The sequence below is a fragment of the Martinezella sp. CNPSo 3732 genome (assembly GCF_057784515.1).
In genome coordinates this window covers 97,827-112,206 of the sequence record NZ_JBXSOO010000023.1, presented here as the reverse complement: position 1 = coordinate 112,206, position 14,380 = coordinate 97,827, and the positions used below count along the sequence as shown (strand labels likewise).

Genomic DNA, 14,380 nt, shown 5'->3' with positions numbered 1-14,380 from the left:
CGATCGCTGCGCTATCGGGTGCAAGGCGGGCGCCGTTCGAAAGCGCGATCGAAAGATCGGACGGGCCGACGAAGATGCCGTCGATACCGTCGACTGCAAGTATCTCGTCGATGGCGTCGAGCGCCATGCGGGTCTCCACCATGGCAATGGTAGCGGTCAGGCTGTTGGCGCTTTGCAAATAATCTTCAGCCGGCAGGCCGAAATGATTGAGCGCCAGAGATGGTCCCCAGCTCCGCTCGCCGAGCGGCGGATACTTCGTTGCTTGCACCAAGGCGCGCGCATCATCGGCAGAGTTGATCATCGGCGCGATGATGGCGGAGGCGCCGGCATCGAGAAGGCGCGAGGCAGAAGCAAAATCGCCGACGGGAATGCGGGCAATCGCCGGCTTGCCAGCCAGGCGCACATAGGCAATCCCGTTGGCGGCAGACTCCATGTTCCACATGCCATGCTGCATATCGAGCACGATGGTATCGAAGTCTTCCTGCGCCAGATGATTGACGAGCATCGGATCGGGTATGCCGACCCAGCCGGAGATCATGCCGCCATTCTCGCGGCGTTTCAGCCGTCCGGCAAAACCGTTCATGTCAGTCGTCATCGTCTTTCCTCACCTATCAACACCAGGCCCCATTTTGGAGCTCGCCTCAACCGCCAAATCACGGCGAGCCGTTGCAATCGACAATACTCAATTCCCATTGCCGAGCCACTCGAAAGTGCAGATGCGACGGACACAAATCGACAAAGCACGGCTTCGACCGTGGTCAGCTACCGTGCAGAAAGATGATTTCAAATCTGCCAGACGACCATGACAAATTTGCAGCTATCTGGATCGGTTAGCCGCGCTCACCGGGCGACCAAGGCGTGACTCAAGGCGAGCGATACCGCCAGGCAGACGGCATCGTCCGATCACAAGATTTCGGCGCCTCCTTACCGCTCAACGCCCGGCAAAACGCTGTTTCGCAAAGTCCGTGACAGGCGTATAGAGGCTGATGAGCGTACCCTCGGGATCGCGAATCTGCCCTGCCCGGTTGCCCCATGGCATCAGCTTCGGCTCGTGCACGACCTCTACCTTGTCCTTCAACCTTGCGAATTCGGCATCGACATCGTCAACCTGGAATTCGATGATGACTGAGCGATTGACGCAGGGTTCGGCGCTGCCCTCCTTGAACAGGGCGACGGTCTCGGCGCTTCCGATCGCAAGCGTCGCCGAAGGGGTGACGATCTCGGCAAAGACTGGCGCCAGCCACTCGGCCGGGTGACCGGTGACCATCTCATAAAAGCCGACCATCTTCTTGATGTCTGAGGCGATCAGACGCGTGGATGCTAGTTTCATCGAATGCTCCTTCGAAAGTCCCGCCCGCTGTGTCGCTGGCGGCTCGAAGGCTCTTGTTGCATAAGGCTGTTGCCACCATACTGGCAGCAGGAGTCAGCAGGAATGCGTCGCGCCGACCGTTTGTTTCAGATCATACAGATATTGCGCCGGTCGAGCCGGCCGGTAACTGCTGCCGCGCTGGCGGATGAACTCGAAATCTCGAAGCGCACGGTCTATCGCGACATTGCCGATCTGATGGGCCAGCGGGTTCCGATCGAAGGTGAGGCAGGCTTCGGATATCTTTTGTCACCTGGCTACGAAATGCCGCCACTGATGCTGACGCCTGAGGAGATCGAGGCCGTCGTTCTCGGGGCGCAATGGGTTGCGGGCCGTGCCGACAAGGCTCTTGCCAATGCCGCACGCGACGTGGTCGCCAAGATCACCGCGATCGTGCCCGGGCACCTGCGTCCCTTCATCCTTGAGCCGAGTGTCGGCGCCAAACCACTTCTTCAGGGAGGCCAAGAGGACAACATCGATCTGCCGATGTTGCGGGCGGCAATCCGCGAAGGACGAAAACTTCGGCTGCGCTATCGGTCCGATGCGGGCGCGGAAAGCACAAGGATCGTCTGGCCCGTCATCCTCGGCTATTCCGATACGAGCCGCATTCTGGTGGCATGGTGCGAGCTGCGCCAGGGCTTCCGGCATTTCCGCACGGAACGGATTACCGAGGCCGACATGCTGGATGACCGTCATGGCTTGCGCCCAGGCGAGCTTCGCCGCCACTGGTCAGCCTGGCGAGAGGCAGAACTCCAGCAAACTCAACGGAAAGGGTGATTATCGGGTGCTGAGGTCATCGGTTGCCTGCACCCGATAATCTCAGATGATCCCGCCACCGCCGGCAACGGAGGCCGGACGTTCGCCGGCCACCTTGCGGCGATAGCCGCTCGCCCGATAGGTTGCGACCGGATCGATGGCGCCGCCGGCGCGGCGGCGTGCTTCGGCCAGGATCGGCTCGACATCAGCGCGATAGGCCCGCTTCAGCGTTTCCGATGCCATCAGGGCATCATTGGCATCCTGATAGTCGCCGAGTGCGTTGCGATCGACAATGAGCGCCTGGGCATAGGCACGGCGGATCTCGTTGGCGCTGGAGATCAGGCTTTCGATCGGGTCCGTGACATTGTGCGACTGGTCGATCATATGCGCCGGATTGAAGTCGTTCACGCCGCGCCGTTCGGCATCGACCAGCTCGTTGAAGACGAGGAACAGGCGGTAGGGCTCGATCGCACCGGCGTCCAGATCGTCATCGCCATATTTCGAGTCGTTGAAGTGGAAGCCGCCGAGCTTGCCGAACTGGATGAGGCGCGCGACGATCATCTCGATATTGGTATTCGGCGCGTGGTGACCGAGATCGACGAGGCACTGCGCCTTCGGGCCGAGGGTTTGCGCGATCAGATAGTTGGTGCCCCAGTCCTGAACAACCGTCGAATAGAAGGCCGGCTCGTACATCTTGTGCTCGGAGAACAGCCGCCAATCGTCAGGAAGCGCCTTGTAGACATCGGCCATGGCAGCGAGATAGCGCTCGAACGCCTTGGTGAAATTGGTCTGGCCGGGGAAGTTCGAGCCGTCGCCGATCCAGACGGTCAGCGCCTTCGAGCCAATGGCCTTGCCGATTTCGATGCATTCGATGTTGTGCTCGACAGCCTGGGCGCGGGTTGCCGCATCGACATGGCTGAGCGAACCGAACTTGTAGGAATGAGCCTGGCCTGGCGCATCGGAGAACGTGTTGGAGTTCATGGCGTCGAAGCCGAGGCCAAGCGCATCGCCTTTCGCCTTCAATTCCTTCGCATCCGCCTTGTCCCAGGGAATATGCAGCGAAACCCTTGGTGTTGCCCGCGTCAGCTGTTGAATGACAGCGCAATCGTCGAGCTTGTCGAAGATGCCGCGCGGCTCGCCAGTGCCGGGGAAGCGGGCAAAGCGCGTGCCGCCGGTGCCAACACCCCAGGACGGAACGGCGACGAAGAATTCGGAGACCTTTTTGGTGATGGCTTCGATATCGACGCCGCGGCGGGCGAGCGCGGCGCCGAGCGCCTCATAATCGGACTTCAGCGCGGCGGCGCGCTTGTCGTTTTCTGCGGCGACCAGATCCGGCGCAATTCTAAACTCGGCCATTCTTTCCTCCCATGTACGTCATTCGAAATGTTACAGCCTCTCGACTGGCGGTGCCCTCTTCTCCCCGGCGGGGAGAAGATGCCCAACGGGCAGATAGGGGGAGTGAGGAGCATAGCTCCTCACATCTTGAGCGTAAGCGAAAGATAGAACTGCATTTTCCGCAGTCCCCCTCATCCGACCCTTCGGGCCACCTTCTCCCCGGTGGGGAGAAGGAAAAATGCAGCCATTACCGCGTAAAACTCTGCGCGTTGCCGGCGTCGACGTTGATGATATTGCCTGTTGATTTGGCGGAAAGATCCGAGGCCAGGAAATAGATCGCTTCAGCAATGTCCTCCGGGAACACATTGAGCTTCAGCATTGAGCGCTTGCGGTAATGTTCCTCCAGATCGTCCACCTCGATCTTCGAGGAGGCGGCGCGCTGCTCGCGCCATTCGCCGTTCCAGATCTTTGAGCCGCGAAGGACGGCATCGGGATTGACGGTATTGACGCGGATGCCCGCTTCTGCGCCCTCCAGCGCCAGGCAGCGGGCGAGATGGATCTCCGCTGCCTTTGCCGTGCAATAGGCGGCGGCGTTCGGCGAGGACGCGAGACCGTTCTTCGAGGCGACGAACACGACGTTACCGCCGAGATTCTGACGGCGGAACAGCCGGAAGGCCTCGCGCGAAACCAGGAAATAGCCGGTCGCGAGAATATCGATATTGCGGTTCCACATCGAAAGCTCGGTGCTCTCGATCGGCGCGGACGACGCGATACCGGCATTCGATACAAGAATGTCGACGCCGCCGAATTCGACGCAGGCCTCGGCAAAAGAAGAGATGACCGCATCTTCCTTTGTCACGTCGAGCTTGACGCTGCGTACGGCATCCGCTCCGTATCTTTTGGCGAAATCGGCCTGCGTACTCTCAAGTGCCGCCTGGTCGATGTCAGCCAGAACCACGCAGGCCCCCTCGCCCACCAGACGGGCGGCCGTGGCGCGGCCGATGCCGCCGGCACCGCCGGTGACGAAGGCAACGCGACCGGCGAGGCTCTTCGGCTTCGGCATACGCTGCAACTTCGCCTCTTCCAGCAGCCAATATTCGATATCGAAGGCTTCTTGCTCCGGCAGCCCCTGATATTCCGAAACGGTGGATGCGCCGCGCATGACATTGATGGCATTGACATAGAACTCGCCGGCAATACGGGCAGTCGCCTTGTCGCGGGCAAAGGAGAGCATGCCGACGCCGGGCACGAGGAAGATCACCGGGTTCGGGTCGCGCATGGCAGGCGAATTGTCATGCTTGCAATCATTATAGTAACGCGCGTAATCGGCGCGGTAATCTTCCAGCGCCTTGTCGAGACCGGCAATGACGGCATCGACATCGGGCTTGGCCGGATCGAAATCGACGATCAACGGTCTGATTTTCGTGCGCAGGAAGTGATCCGGGCAGCTGGTTCCGAGTGCACCGAGCGGGCGGAGGTTCTTCGAGTTGACGAATTCGAGCACGGCATCCTGATCGTCGAAATCACCGAGTTTGCGCTCGGCCTTGCCGATGCGGCCGCGGATCTCGGGCATCAGCCGGGCGGCGATGGCACGACGCTGCGCCTGCGGCAGGCTCTGAACGACGGCACCGCCAAAAATGGTCTTACCTTCCGTCTTGGCGGCGAACCATTCGATTGCCTTGTTGATAATGGCAAGCGTCAGCTCATAGCATTCCTTGGCATCATTGGCCCAGGTAAAGAGGCCATGGCTTTCGAGCACGACGCCCTTGGCATTCGGATGCGCCTTGACGAAGGCTTCGAGATCGAGGCCGAGCTGGAAGCCCGGACGACGCCAGGGAAGCCAGCCGATATCGTCACCGAAGATTTCACGCGTCAGTTCGCGCGAGTTCTTCGAGGCGGCGATGGCGATGATGGCATCGGGATGCATGTGATCGACATGGGTGAACGGAACGAAACCATGCAGCGGCGTATCGATCGAAGCCGCGCGAGCACTGAGATTGAAGGTGCAATGCGGCAGGAAGCCGACCATGCGATCCTCGTCGGCAACACCCTGATAGATGTTCTTCAGGCTATCGAGCTTCTCCTGATAAAGTGTGGCGAAACCATCGAGCTTGATGGTGCCGACATCACCGCCGGAGCCCTTGACCCAGAGCACCTTTACCTTGTCGCCGGAGAGCGGATCGGTTTCCATGACTTTGGCCGATGTGTTGCCGCCACCGTAGTTGGTGATACGCTTGTCGGCACCGAGCAGATTCGACCGATAAAGCAGCTTGCCCGGCTCATCGAGCCCATCAGCATATGCATCATCCCAACGGTTCTTCAGAAGCTGAACGTCAGCCGCCATGTCATCCTCCCTTGAAAATCAAGTCCTGCAGGCGGATCGCGTTACGATTGGAACCGCCCTTTGTGAGCAGGGTATCGCTCACATATAGTCACCCTGTCAATCGAAAACGATCAAATTCGATAATGCTGCGATGCAATATGAAAGTTTATGATCGTTTATGATTGACACTTTGTCATATTTGCGAAATAACCGCCAATAAGGAGGAGCCGATGCACGAACGTGAACGCCATCGCATTATTCTGAGCGCCGTACAGGAAAAATCTGTCGTAACGATTCAGGATATTTCCGAGCTGACCGAGGCTTCGGAAGCGACGATACGCCGTGATATCGCTGCCCTGCACGTCCAGGGAAAGATCCGACGTGTGCGCGGCGGCGCGGAGTCGATCCATCCCCCACAACTCGGCAATCTAGCAGCGCGACCGTTCCGTGTATCCGAAGCCGTCAACATCGATAGGAAACGCGCAATTGCGCGCAAGGCCGCCGAACTCTGCAATCCCGGCGACGCCATCATCATCAATGGCGGCACGACGACATTCCAGCTCGTGCATTATATCTCGGCCTCCCGGCTGCAGGTGATGACCAATTCCTTCGCGATCGCCGAACACCTGGTCAAGCATTCGAAGAACACCGTGACGGTCCCGGGTGGCGCGATCTATCGCGAACAAAGCCTGATCCTCTCGCCCTTCGACAACGATACGATCCGGAATTTCTATGCGCGGCGCATGTTCGTCGGTGCGCAGGGCGTCGGCCCGCTCGGCGTCATGGAAGCCGACGCGCTGGTCATCCAGAGCGAGCAGAAGCTCATGCGCCAGGCCGACGAACTCGTCGTCATGGTCGATTCGAGCAAGTTCCGTCAGCGCTCCAGCCTGATCCTTTGTCCGCTCGAGCAGGTCTCGACCATCATTACGGATGACGGCGTTTCCGCCGACACGGTCCGCATGATCGAGGATGCGGGCATTTCGCTCATTATTGCAAATGTTTCGGCTCAGGCCGAGGAGGAAGATTCCCCGTCGGTCGCATGAGACGCGCGGCTCAGGCGGGGTGAGCATGCCTTTTAACTTTGGGAGGAAGTGACATGAATATTGCAAAGAAACTGGCGATTGGCGTTGCGCTCGCCGCCACGCTTTTCGCCGGCGCGGCCAGTGCAAAGGACATCAAGATCGGTCTCGTGGTGAAGTCGTTGGGCAACGGCTTCTTCGAAGCCGCCAACAAGGGCGCACAGGAAGCCGCAAAGGATCTCGGCGGCGTGCAGGTGATCTACACCGGACCGACCTCGACCACGGCCGAAGGCCAGATCGAAGTGATCAACTCGCTGATCGCGCAGGGCGTCGATGCCATCGCGATTTCGGCCAATGACCCTGATGCAGTCGTCCCTGCGCTTAAGAAGGCGACGCAGCGGGGCATCAAGGTCATCTCCTGGGATTCCGGTGTCGCAAAGGCCGGCCGCATCCTGCAGCTGAACCCCTCGTCCAACGAGCTGATCGGCAAGATGTGCCTGACGCTCGCCAAGGATCATCTTGACAGCGGCAAGGGCGACTTCGCCATCCTGTCGGCAACGACGACCTCTACGAACCAGAACATCTGGATCGGCGAGATGAAGAAGCAGCTCAAGGATTTTCCGGGCCTCAACCTCGTCACGACCGTTTATGGTGACGATCTCTCGGACAAGAGCTATCGTGAAGCCCAAGGCCTCCTAACCTCGCATCCGGAAGTCAAGGTCATCGTCGCCCCGACGACGGTCGGCGTGCTTGCCGCTTCGCAGGCCGTTAAGGATGCCGGCAAGATCGGCAAGGTCTATGTGACCGGTCTCGGCCTGCCGTCCGAAATGGCCGGCGCGATCAAATCAGGCGCGACGAAGGAATTCGCGATCTGGAATCCGATCGATCTCGGCTACTCCGCAACGCAGATCGCCTATCGCCTCGTCAAGGGCGAAACCGACGGCAAGCCGGGCAGCGAGATCAATGCCGGCCGCATGGGCAAGATCAAGGTTGGCGAAAACGGCGAAGCCGCCATGGCCGATCCGTTCGTCTACAACGCTTCGAACATTGATCAGTTCTCCAAGGTTTTCTGATCGAAAATCGAACTCGCAGCTCTCCGGCGGCACCAGCCGCCGGACCTGGTTTCATTGATCCGGTACATTGCTGATGACCACAGTCCTTCAACGCTCCATCGCGGACGCACCAGCCGCGAACAATCAGGCCATTCTGGAAATGCGCGGCATTTCCCAGATCTTTCCCGGCGTCAAGGCGCTGGATGGCGTCAGCATTTCGCTCTATCCCGGCAAGGTCACAGCCCTGATCGGCGAGAACGGTGCGGGCAAATCGACACTCGTAAAAATTCTAACAGGTATCTATCGCCCGAACGAAGGCGAGATCCTTGTCGACGGCAAACCAACGGCTTTCGCCAGTGCGCAGGCGGCCATCGATGCCGGCGTCACGGCTATTCATCAGGAAACCGTACTCTTCGACGAGCTGACTGTTGCCGAAAACATCTTCCTCGGCCATGCGCCGCGCACATCCTGGCGCACCATCGACTGGAAGAGGATGAACAGCCGATCGAAAGAGCTTCTGCAATCGCTGGAAAGCGCCATCGATCCGACAACCCGATTGAAAGACCTCTCCATTGCGCAACGCCATCTCGTGGCAATCGCCCGCGCCTTGTCGATCGAGGCCCGCATCGTCATCATGGACGAACCCACCGCCGCCCTTTCCCGCAAGGAGATCGACGATCTCTTCCGCATCGTCGAAGGCTTGAAGGCGAAGGGTAAGGCCATCCTGTTCATCAGCCATAAGTTCGACGAACTCTACGAGATCGCCGACAATTTCGTCGTCTTTCGCGACGGCCGCGATGTCGGCCATGGCGAACTGAAGTCGACGCCGCAGGACGAAATCGTTCGCATGATGGTCGGACGCGACGTCAAGGACGCTTTCCCGAAAGTGCCTGTTACCATCGGCGGCACCGTTCTCGAAGTCGACAAATACTGTCACCGCACCGAGTTCCGCGATATCTCCTTCAAGCTTCGGCGCGGCGAGATTCTCGGCGTCTATGGATTGATCGGCGCCGGACGCTCCGAGCTTTGCCAATCGCTCTTCGGCATTACCAAGCCGCTTTCCGGACGTCTGACGCTCGACGGACAGGAAATCCAGGTGCGTTCGCCGCAGGACGCCATTGCCGCCGGCATCGTCTATGTGCCGGAAGAACGCGGCCGCCACGGTCTGGCGCTGCCGATGCCGATCTATCAGAACATGTCGCTGCCATCGCTCGGGCGCACCTCGCGCAAGGGGTTCCTGAAGGCGGCCGATGAATTCGCGCTTGCCCGTAAATATGCCGAGCGGCTCGATCTGCGCGCCGCCGCCCTATCCGTGCCCGTGGGAACGCTCTCCGGCGGCAACCAGCAGAAGGTGGTCATCGGCAAGTGGCTGGCGACGCAGCCGAAGATCATCATTCTGGATGAACCCACCAAGGGGATCGATATAGGCTCGAAGGCTGCCGTCCACGGCTTCATCAGCGAGCTGGCGGCCGAAGGCCTCAGCATCATCATGATCTCCTCCGAACTGCCCGAGATTCTTGGCATGTCGGATCGCGTGCTGGTCATGAAGGAGGGTCTGTCCGCTGGCCTTTTCGAGCGCGAAGGTTTGACGCCGGAAACCTTGGTGCGCGCCGCCACGGGGAATGCATAAGGAGAGCCGGATGCCACGCATCCTCAAAAAGCGCGAAACACTGCTCGCCATCATCATCGCCGTGATGATCGCCGGCTTCGCAACGCGTGCGGCCGGCTTTGCCGAGCCCGCCAATCTCGCCAATATCTTCAACGACACCTCGATCCTCATCATTCTGGCTCTTGCCCAGATGACGGTCATCCTGACGAAGTCGATCGATCTGTCCGTTGCCGCCAATCTGGCACTGACAGGCATGGCGGTTGCTATGCTGAATGCGGGCTATCCCGATATTCCGCTGATCGCGCTCGTCTTGATGGCAATCCTGATGGGCGCGGCTCTCGGCGCCATCAACGGTTACCTCGTCTGGGCGCTGGAAATCCCGCCGATCGTCGTCACACTCGGCACGCTGACGATCTATCGCGGCATGGCCTTCGTGCTGTCCGGCGGCGCCTGGGTCAATGCCCACCAATTCACGCCGATCTTTTTGAACGTGCCGCGCACTCAGCTTCTCGGCCTGCCCGTGCTTGCCTGGATCGGCATCGCCATCGTGCTGATGATGTATCTGGTGCTGCGCTATACGCAGTTCGGACGCTCGGCCTATGCGAGCGGCGGCAATCCGGTCGCGGCCGTCTATGCCGGTATTGATGTCGGCTGGACGCGCTTCCTCGCCTTCGTTCTGTCCGGCGCGCTCGCCGGTCTCAGCGGCTATCTCTGGGTCTCGCGCTATGCGGTGGCCTATGTCGATATCGCCAACGGCTTCGAACTCGATAGCGTGGCGGCCTGCGTCATCGGCGGCATTTCGATTGCCGGCGGCGTCGGCTCGGTCGCCGGCGCGGTGCTCGGCGCCCTCTTCCTCGGCGTCATCAAGAACGCACTTCCGGTCATCGGCATCTCGCCGTTCACGCAGATGGCGATCTCAGGCACCGTCATCATCCTTGCCGTCGTCTTCAACGCCCGACGTGAGCGCAACCGCGGCCGCATCATCCTGCGCGATCAGGCCGCAAAAGACACCGCCAGCCAGGGAGCACACGCATGAGCAACGGTTCGCAAGCGGCAACGGCGGAAAAGCGCGTCATTCCGGATCGCCTCGGCACTCCCTTCAAGCGCATCTTATCGAGCTGGGAAACGCTGCTCTTCGGCGTCGCGATCGCGATCTTCATCTTCAATTCGCTAGCCTCGCCCTATTTCCTCGACCCGTTCAATCTCTCCGACGCGACCTTCAACTTTACCGAAAAGGCGATGATCGCCTTTGCCATGGCGCTGCTCGTCATATCGGGCGAAATCGACTTGTCTGTCGCAGCCATCATCGCGCTGGCGTCGACGGCGATGGGTGCCGCGGCGCAACTGGGCGTCGATACGCCCGGTCTCGTCGCGATCGGTATCGGCGTTGGCCTCGTCTGCGGCATCTTCAACGGCCTCCTGGTTTCGGTGCTGAAGCTGCCGTCGATCGTCGTCACTATTGGCACGATGAGCCTGTTTCGCGGCATTTCCTACATCGTTCTCGGCGATAAGGCTTACGGCAACTATCCGGATAGCTTTGCCTATTTCGGCCAGGGCTATGTCGTCTGGGTCTTCTCGTTCGAATTCGTGCTCTTCATCGGGCTTGCGATCGCCTTCGCAATCCTGCTGCATGCGACGAATTTCGGGCGTCAGGTCTATACGATCGGCAACAATGATTTTGCCGCGCGCTTCTCCGGCATTCCGGTCGAACGGGTCAAATTCATCCTGTTTCTCCTGACCGGCATCATGAGCGGCATCGCCGCCGTCTGCCTCACCTCGCGCCTTGGCTCGACGCGTCCTTCGATCGCGCTCGGCTGGGAGTTGGAGGTGGTCACCATGGTCGTGCTCGGAGGCGTATCGATCCTCGGCGGCTCCGGCACGATCGGCGGTGTCGTCATCGCCGCCTTCGTCATGGGGTTGGTTACATTCGGCCTCGGCCTGCTGAACGTCCCGGGCATCGTCATGTCGATCTTCATCGGTCTCCTCCTCATCATCACCATCGCGCTGCCGATCGTCGCCCGCCGCATCAGGACCATGAGCTCCAAATGACCGCTGCTCTCGAACGCCACGCCTTCAAGATGACGCTCAATCCAGGCATGGAGGCAGAATACCGGAAGCGGCATGATGAAATCTGGCCCGAGCTGGTGGATCTGCTGCATCAGGCCGGCGTCAGCGATTATTCCATCCACCTCGACCGCGACACCAACACGCTTTTCGGCGTGCTGACACGGCCGAAGGATCATGCCATGGCCAGCCTGCCCGAACACCCCGTCATGAAGAAATGGTGGGCGCACATGGCCGATATCATGGCGACCAATCCAGACAATTCGCCCATTCAGAGCGATCTGGACACGGTTTTTTATCTGCCATGAGCAACGAGACAGCCTACCGCCACATCGCCGTCATCGACATTGGCAAGACCAACGCCAAGGTGGTGGTGCTCGATGCCGGCACAGGTGCCGAGATTGCCGCCGTCAGGACCGCAAACAGCGTTCTGAAGTCGGGTCCTTATCCGCATTACGATATCGAGGGCCTGTGGGATTTCATCATTTCGGCTCTCAAAGGTTTTGCCCGCACGCCTGGATTCGATGCCATTTCGATCACGACGCATGGTGCATGTATGGCGATGCTTTCAGCCGATGGCAGCCTCGCCATGCCGGTTCTCGACTATGAGCATGGCTATCCGCAGGCCATTCAGAACGCGTACAGCCTGTTGCGCCCCAAGTTTGCTGAGACGTTTTCGCCCGGATTGTCGATTGGCCTCAATGTCGGCGCGCAAATCCACTATTTAAAAACCACCTTTCCGGCCGATTTCGCCCGCGTCGCGACGATTTTGACCTATCCGCAATATTGGGCATTTCGCCTGACCGGCATTGCCGCCAACGAGGTGACCTCGCTGGGCTGCCATACGGATCTCTGGAATCCGACGACGCAAAACTATTCGTCTCTGGTCGACACGCTTGGCATTCGCGGACTGATGGCGCCGGTTCGCTCGGCTTTCGACGCGCTTGGACCGGTCCTGCCGGCACTTGCGATAGATATGGGTCTCACGAAACCGGTGCCAGTCCATTGCGGCATTCACGATTCCAACGCCTCGCTTCTGCCCCATCTGGTCGAGAACAAAGCCCCCTTTGCCGTCGTGTCGACGGGGACATGGGTGATCAGCTTTGGCGTGGGTGGCGATCTCGAACATCTCGATCCCGCGCGCGACACCCTTGCCAATGTCGATGCCTACGGCCGCGCCGTGCCCTCTTCCCGCTTCATGGGCGGCCGCGAATTCGAGATTCTGGCTGCCGAAATCGGTCCCGCATCATCCGATGCGGTCGAAGCCGCGTTGGAGCCAACGATCGGCAAGGGCCTCATGCTGCTGCCCAACATCGTTGAAGGATCGGGTCCCTTTCCCGGCAGCAAGCGGCGCTGGATCGCAGATAACGCCGCGAGCAATGCCGAGCGCCTTGCCGCTGTCAGCCTCTATCTCGCGCTGATGACGGAAGCCTGCCTCGGTCTGATCGGCGCCAGAGGACCGATTTTCGTCGAAGGCCCCTTCGCGCTCAACAGCGCCTATCTCAAAGCCCTGTCCGCTTTGACGAACAGCGACGTTATTGCGCTGGCGGGCTCGACAGGCACCAGCCAGGGGGCAGCGTTACTGACGGGCATCCGCCCCGCGACAACAGCGGAAAACTCGCCGGTTCGCGCCGAACTGGCCGGGTTGATCGACTATCGTCAGGCCTGGCGCGACGCATTAAGCTCTTAAGCCTCGGTCCCGAATAGTTCTGCCGCCGCGATTTCGGCAACGCGCAGCGCTAGTTCGACGTGCTCGTCCTCGCCATCTTCGATCAGCCAGCTTGCTGAAAGGCCGGCCCAGGCAACGATCCATCGCAACAGGCGCCCATGCTCCATTCCCGCTGCTTCGGCAACGACCGTCACTTGCCGGGCAAGACGGCCGGGGGACGTGGCGACTGCATTATCTGGATTGCAGAAGAGATTGGCGTAATCAAAGCCGCGCTCGCCCACGAGGCCCTTGGGATCGATCGCAAGCCAGCCGCGCTCTGCGAAGTCAAGAATATTGCCGTGATGGATGTCGCCATGCAGCGCCACGACATCGCGGGGTTCCGACAGCAGTTTGCGGGCCGTGACAGCAGACCGTACGAAAGTGCCACCTTCGCAGTGGGCCATAGTTTCGAGCGAACGAAACCGGTGGACAAGCGGAATCAATTGCGGCAAACCGCCCCCGCGAGAGGCATGAAGCCCAGCGACGGCCTTGCAGATGATCCGGCTTGCCTCGTCGTCCTCGCCATTCCTTGCCATCTCGGCAAGCGAGCGGCTGCCTGTTGCCCGTTCGAGCAGGATAGCATGGTCCTGATGTTCGAGAACGCGCGCAGCACCAATGCCATTCCACCAGACCATGAGCTCGGCACCCGATTTCTCCTCCGGCGCGTCCGCGATCTTCAGCATCGCCGGCTCGCCGTCACGGCGCACGGGAAAAAGCCGGCTGGAATGGGTGACGACCGGATCGCCATCCGGGATCAGGCGCCAGAGGTCGAAATAGGTCTTTGAACCGTCATTCTCATTCACGCGACATCAATCTCCTCGGCATAGGCCACGCCATGACAGGCGCCGCTACCTATGTGGGTCAGCGGCATCGAAACTTCCACTTTTAGATTCACGTCGCCTTACCGCCATATCGCCCGGGTCTTGGAAGCAGATGCACAACAACCATCCCTCGACAGAAATTCAAAAAGATCGTCAAAATTGTCTTCGCGACGGTTATTTTCTTGCGGAATCGTCCCAATATTCCTACAGAAAATACCCCTATGAGCGCTTTCGAGATCAAAAAATGTCCGAAAGCGCCCATCGGCTTCGATATCAGCTCTGTCTTCTCCAAAAGAACGCCTTACGGCAGTTTGCGCGTCGAGACAG

Annotated in this window: 13 protein-coding genes; 8 read left to right on the top strand and 5 right to left on the bottom strand. The window is 59.9% G+C overall.

The window, feature by feature from the left end:
• The coding region (locus AC13RM_RS27700) for an HpcH/HpaI aldolase family protein (protein ID WP_488555917.1) at positions 1-595 on the bottom strand (595 nt) is incomplete at its 3' end.
• Between the two features lie 336 nt (positions 596-931).
• Entirely contained in the window at positions 932-1,330 is a 399-nt protein-coding gene (locus AC13RM_RS27695) for a VOC family protein (RefSeq protein WP_488555916.1), read from the bottom strand.
• A gap of 102 nt (positions 1,331-1,432) precedes the next feature.
• Here AC13RM_RS27695 and AC13RM_RS27690 point away from each other — a divergent pair, with 102 nt between their 5' ends.
• The gene (locus AC13RM_RS27690; protein WP_488555915.1) at positions 1,433-2,143 is read left to right on the top strand and encodes a helix-turn-helix transcriptional regulator; all 711 of its coding nucleotides are present in this window, start codon (positions 1,433-1,435) and stop codon (positions 2,141-2,143) included.
• A 42-nt stretch (positions 2,144-2,185) separates the two neighbouring features.
• On the opposite strand, the gene rhaI is transcribed toward AC13RM_RS27690, so the two are convergent.
• Both rhaI and AC13RM_RS27680 read right to left on the bottom strand, forming a co-directional pair.
• Positions 2,186-3,478 (bottom strand): L-rhamnose catabolism isomerase, encoded by a 1,293-nt coding sequence (rhaI, locus tag AC13RM_RS27685; RefSeq protein ID WP_488555914.1) that lies wholly within the window; start codon positions 3,476-3,478, stop codon positions 2,186-2,188.
• 226 nt (positions 3,479-3,704) lie between these two features.
• Complete coding sequence (locus AC13RM_RS27680; RefSeq protein WP_440479542.1) at positions 3,705-5,801, bottom strand: bifunctional rhamnulose-1-phosphate aldolase/short-chain dehydrogenase; 2,097 nt, start codon at positions 5,799-5,801, stop codon at positions 3,705-3,707.
• Positions 5,802-6,010: 209 nt separating this feature from the next.
• Between AC13RM_RS27680 and AC13RM_RS27675 the strand changes: the two genes are divergently transcribed.
• The 7 genes from AC13RM_RS27675 to AC13RM_RS27645 all read left to right on the top strand — a co-directional run bounded on the left by AC13RM_RS27675 (position 6,011) and on the right by AC13RM_RS27645 (position 13,214).
• Positions 6,011-6,823: a DeoR/GlpR family DNA-binding transcription regulator gene (locus tag AC13RM_RS27675; RefSeq protein ID WP_488555913.1), complete on the top strand. Its 813-nt coding sequence runs from the start codon at positions 6,011-6,013 to the stop codon at positions 6,821-6,823.
• A gap of 53 nt (positions 6,824-6,876) precedes the next feature.
• Entirely contained in the window at positions 6,877-7,872 is a 996-nt protein-coding gene (rhaS, locus tag AC13RM_RS27670) for a rhamnose ABC transporter substrate-binding protein (protein WP_440479273.1), read from the top strand.
• Positions 7,873-7,945: 73 nt separating this feature from the next.
• The gene (locus AC13RM_RS27665) at positions 7,946-9,481 is read left to right on the top strand and encodes a sugar ABC transporter ATP-binding protein (protein ID WP_440479272.1); all 1,536 of its coding nucleotides are present in this window, start codon (positions 7,946-7,948) and stop codon (positions 9,479-9,481) included.
• 10 nt (positions 9,482-9,491) lie between these two features.
• Positions 9,492-10,496, top strand: coding sequence for an ABC transporter permease (locus AC13RM_RS27660; protein ID WP_374819148.1), 1,005 nt, complete (start codon positions 9,492-9,494; stop codon positions 10,494-10,496).
• On the top strand, positions 10,493-11,509 hold the full coding sequence (locus tag AC13RM_RS27655; RefSeq protein ID WP_374819146.1) for an ABC transporter permease: 1,017 nt from the start codon (positions 10,493-10,495) through the stop codon (positions 11,507-11,509). The genes AC13RM_RS27660 and AC13RM_RS27655 overlap by 4 nt, the downstream gene beginning before the upstream one ends.
• Positions 11,506-11,832 carry an L-rhamnose mutarotase gene (gene rhaM, locus AC13RM_RS27650; protein WP_374819144.1) on the top strand — a complete coding sequence of 109 codons (327 nt, stop codon included), beginning with the start codon at positions 11,506-11,508 and terminating at the stop codon, positions 11,830-11,832. The genes AC13RM_RS27655 and rhaM overlap by 4 nt, the downstream gene beginning before the upstream one ends.
• Positions 11,829-13,214, top strand: coding sequence for an FGGY-family carbohydrate kinase (locus tag AC13RM_RS27645; protein WP_374819142.1), 1,386 nt, complete (start codon positions 11,829-11,831; stop codon positions 13,212-13,214). The genes rhaM and AC13RM_RS27645 overlap by 4 nt, the downstream gene beginning before the upstream one ends.
• Here the strand turns inward: AC13RM_RS27645 and AC13RM_RS27640 are convergent.
• Entirely contained in the window at positions 13,211-14,035 is an 825-nt protein-coding gene (locus AC13RM_RS27640; protein ID WP_374819140.1) for an aminoglycoside phosphotransferase family protein, read from the bottom strand. The two genes, AC13RM_RS27645 and AC13RM_RS27640, sit on opposite strands and share 4 nt — an antisense overlap.
• Positions 14,036-14,380 lie beyond the last annotated feature (345 nt).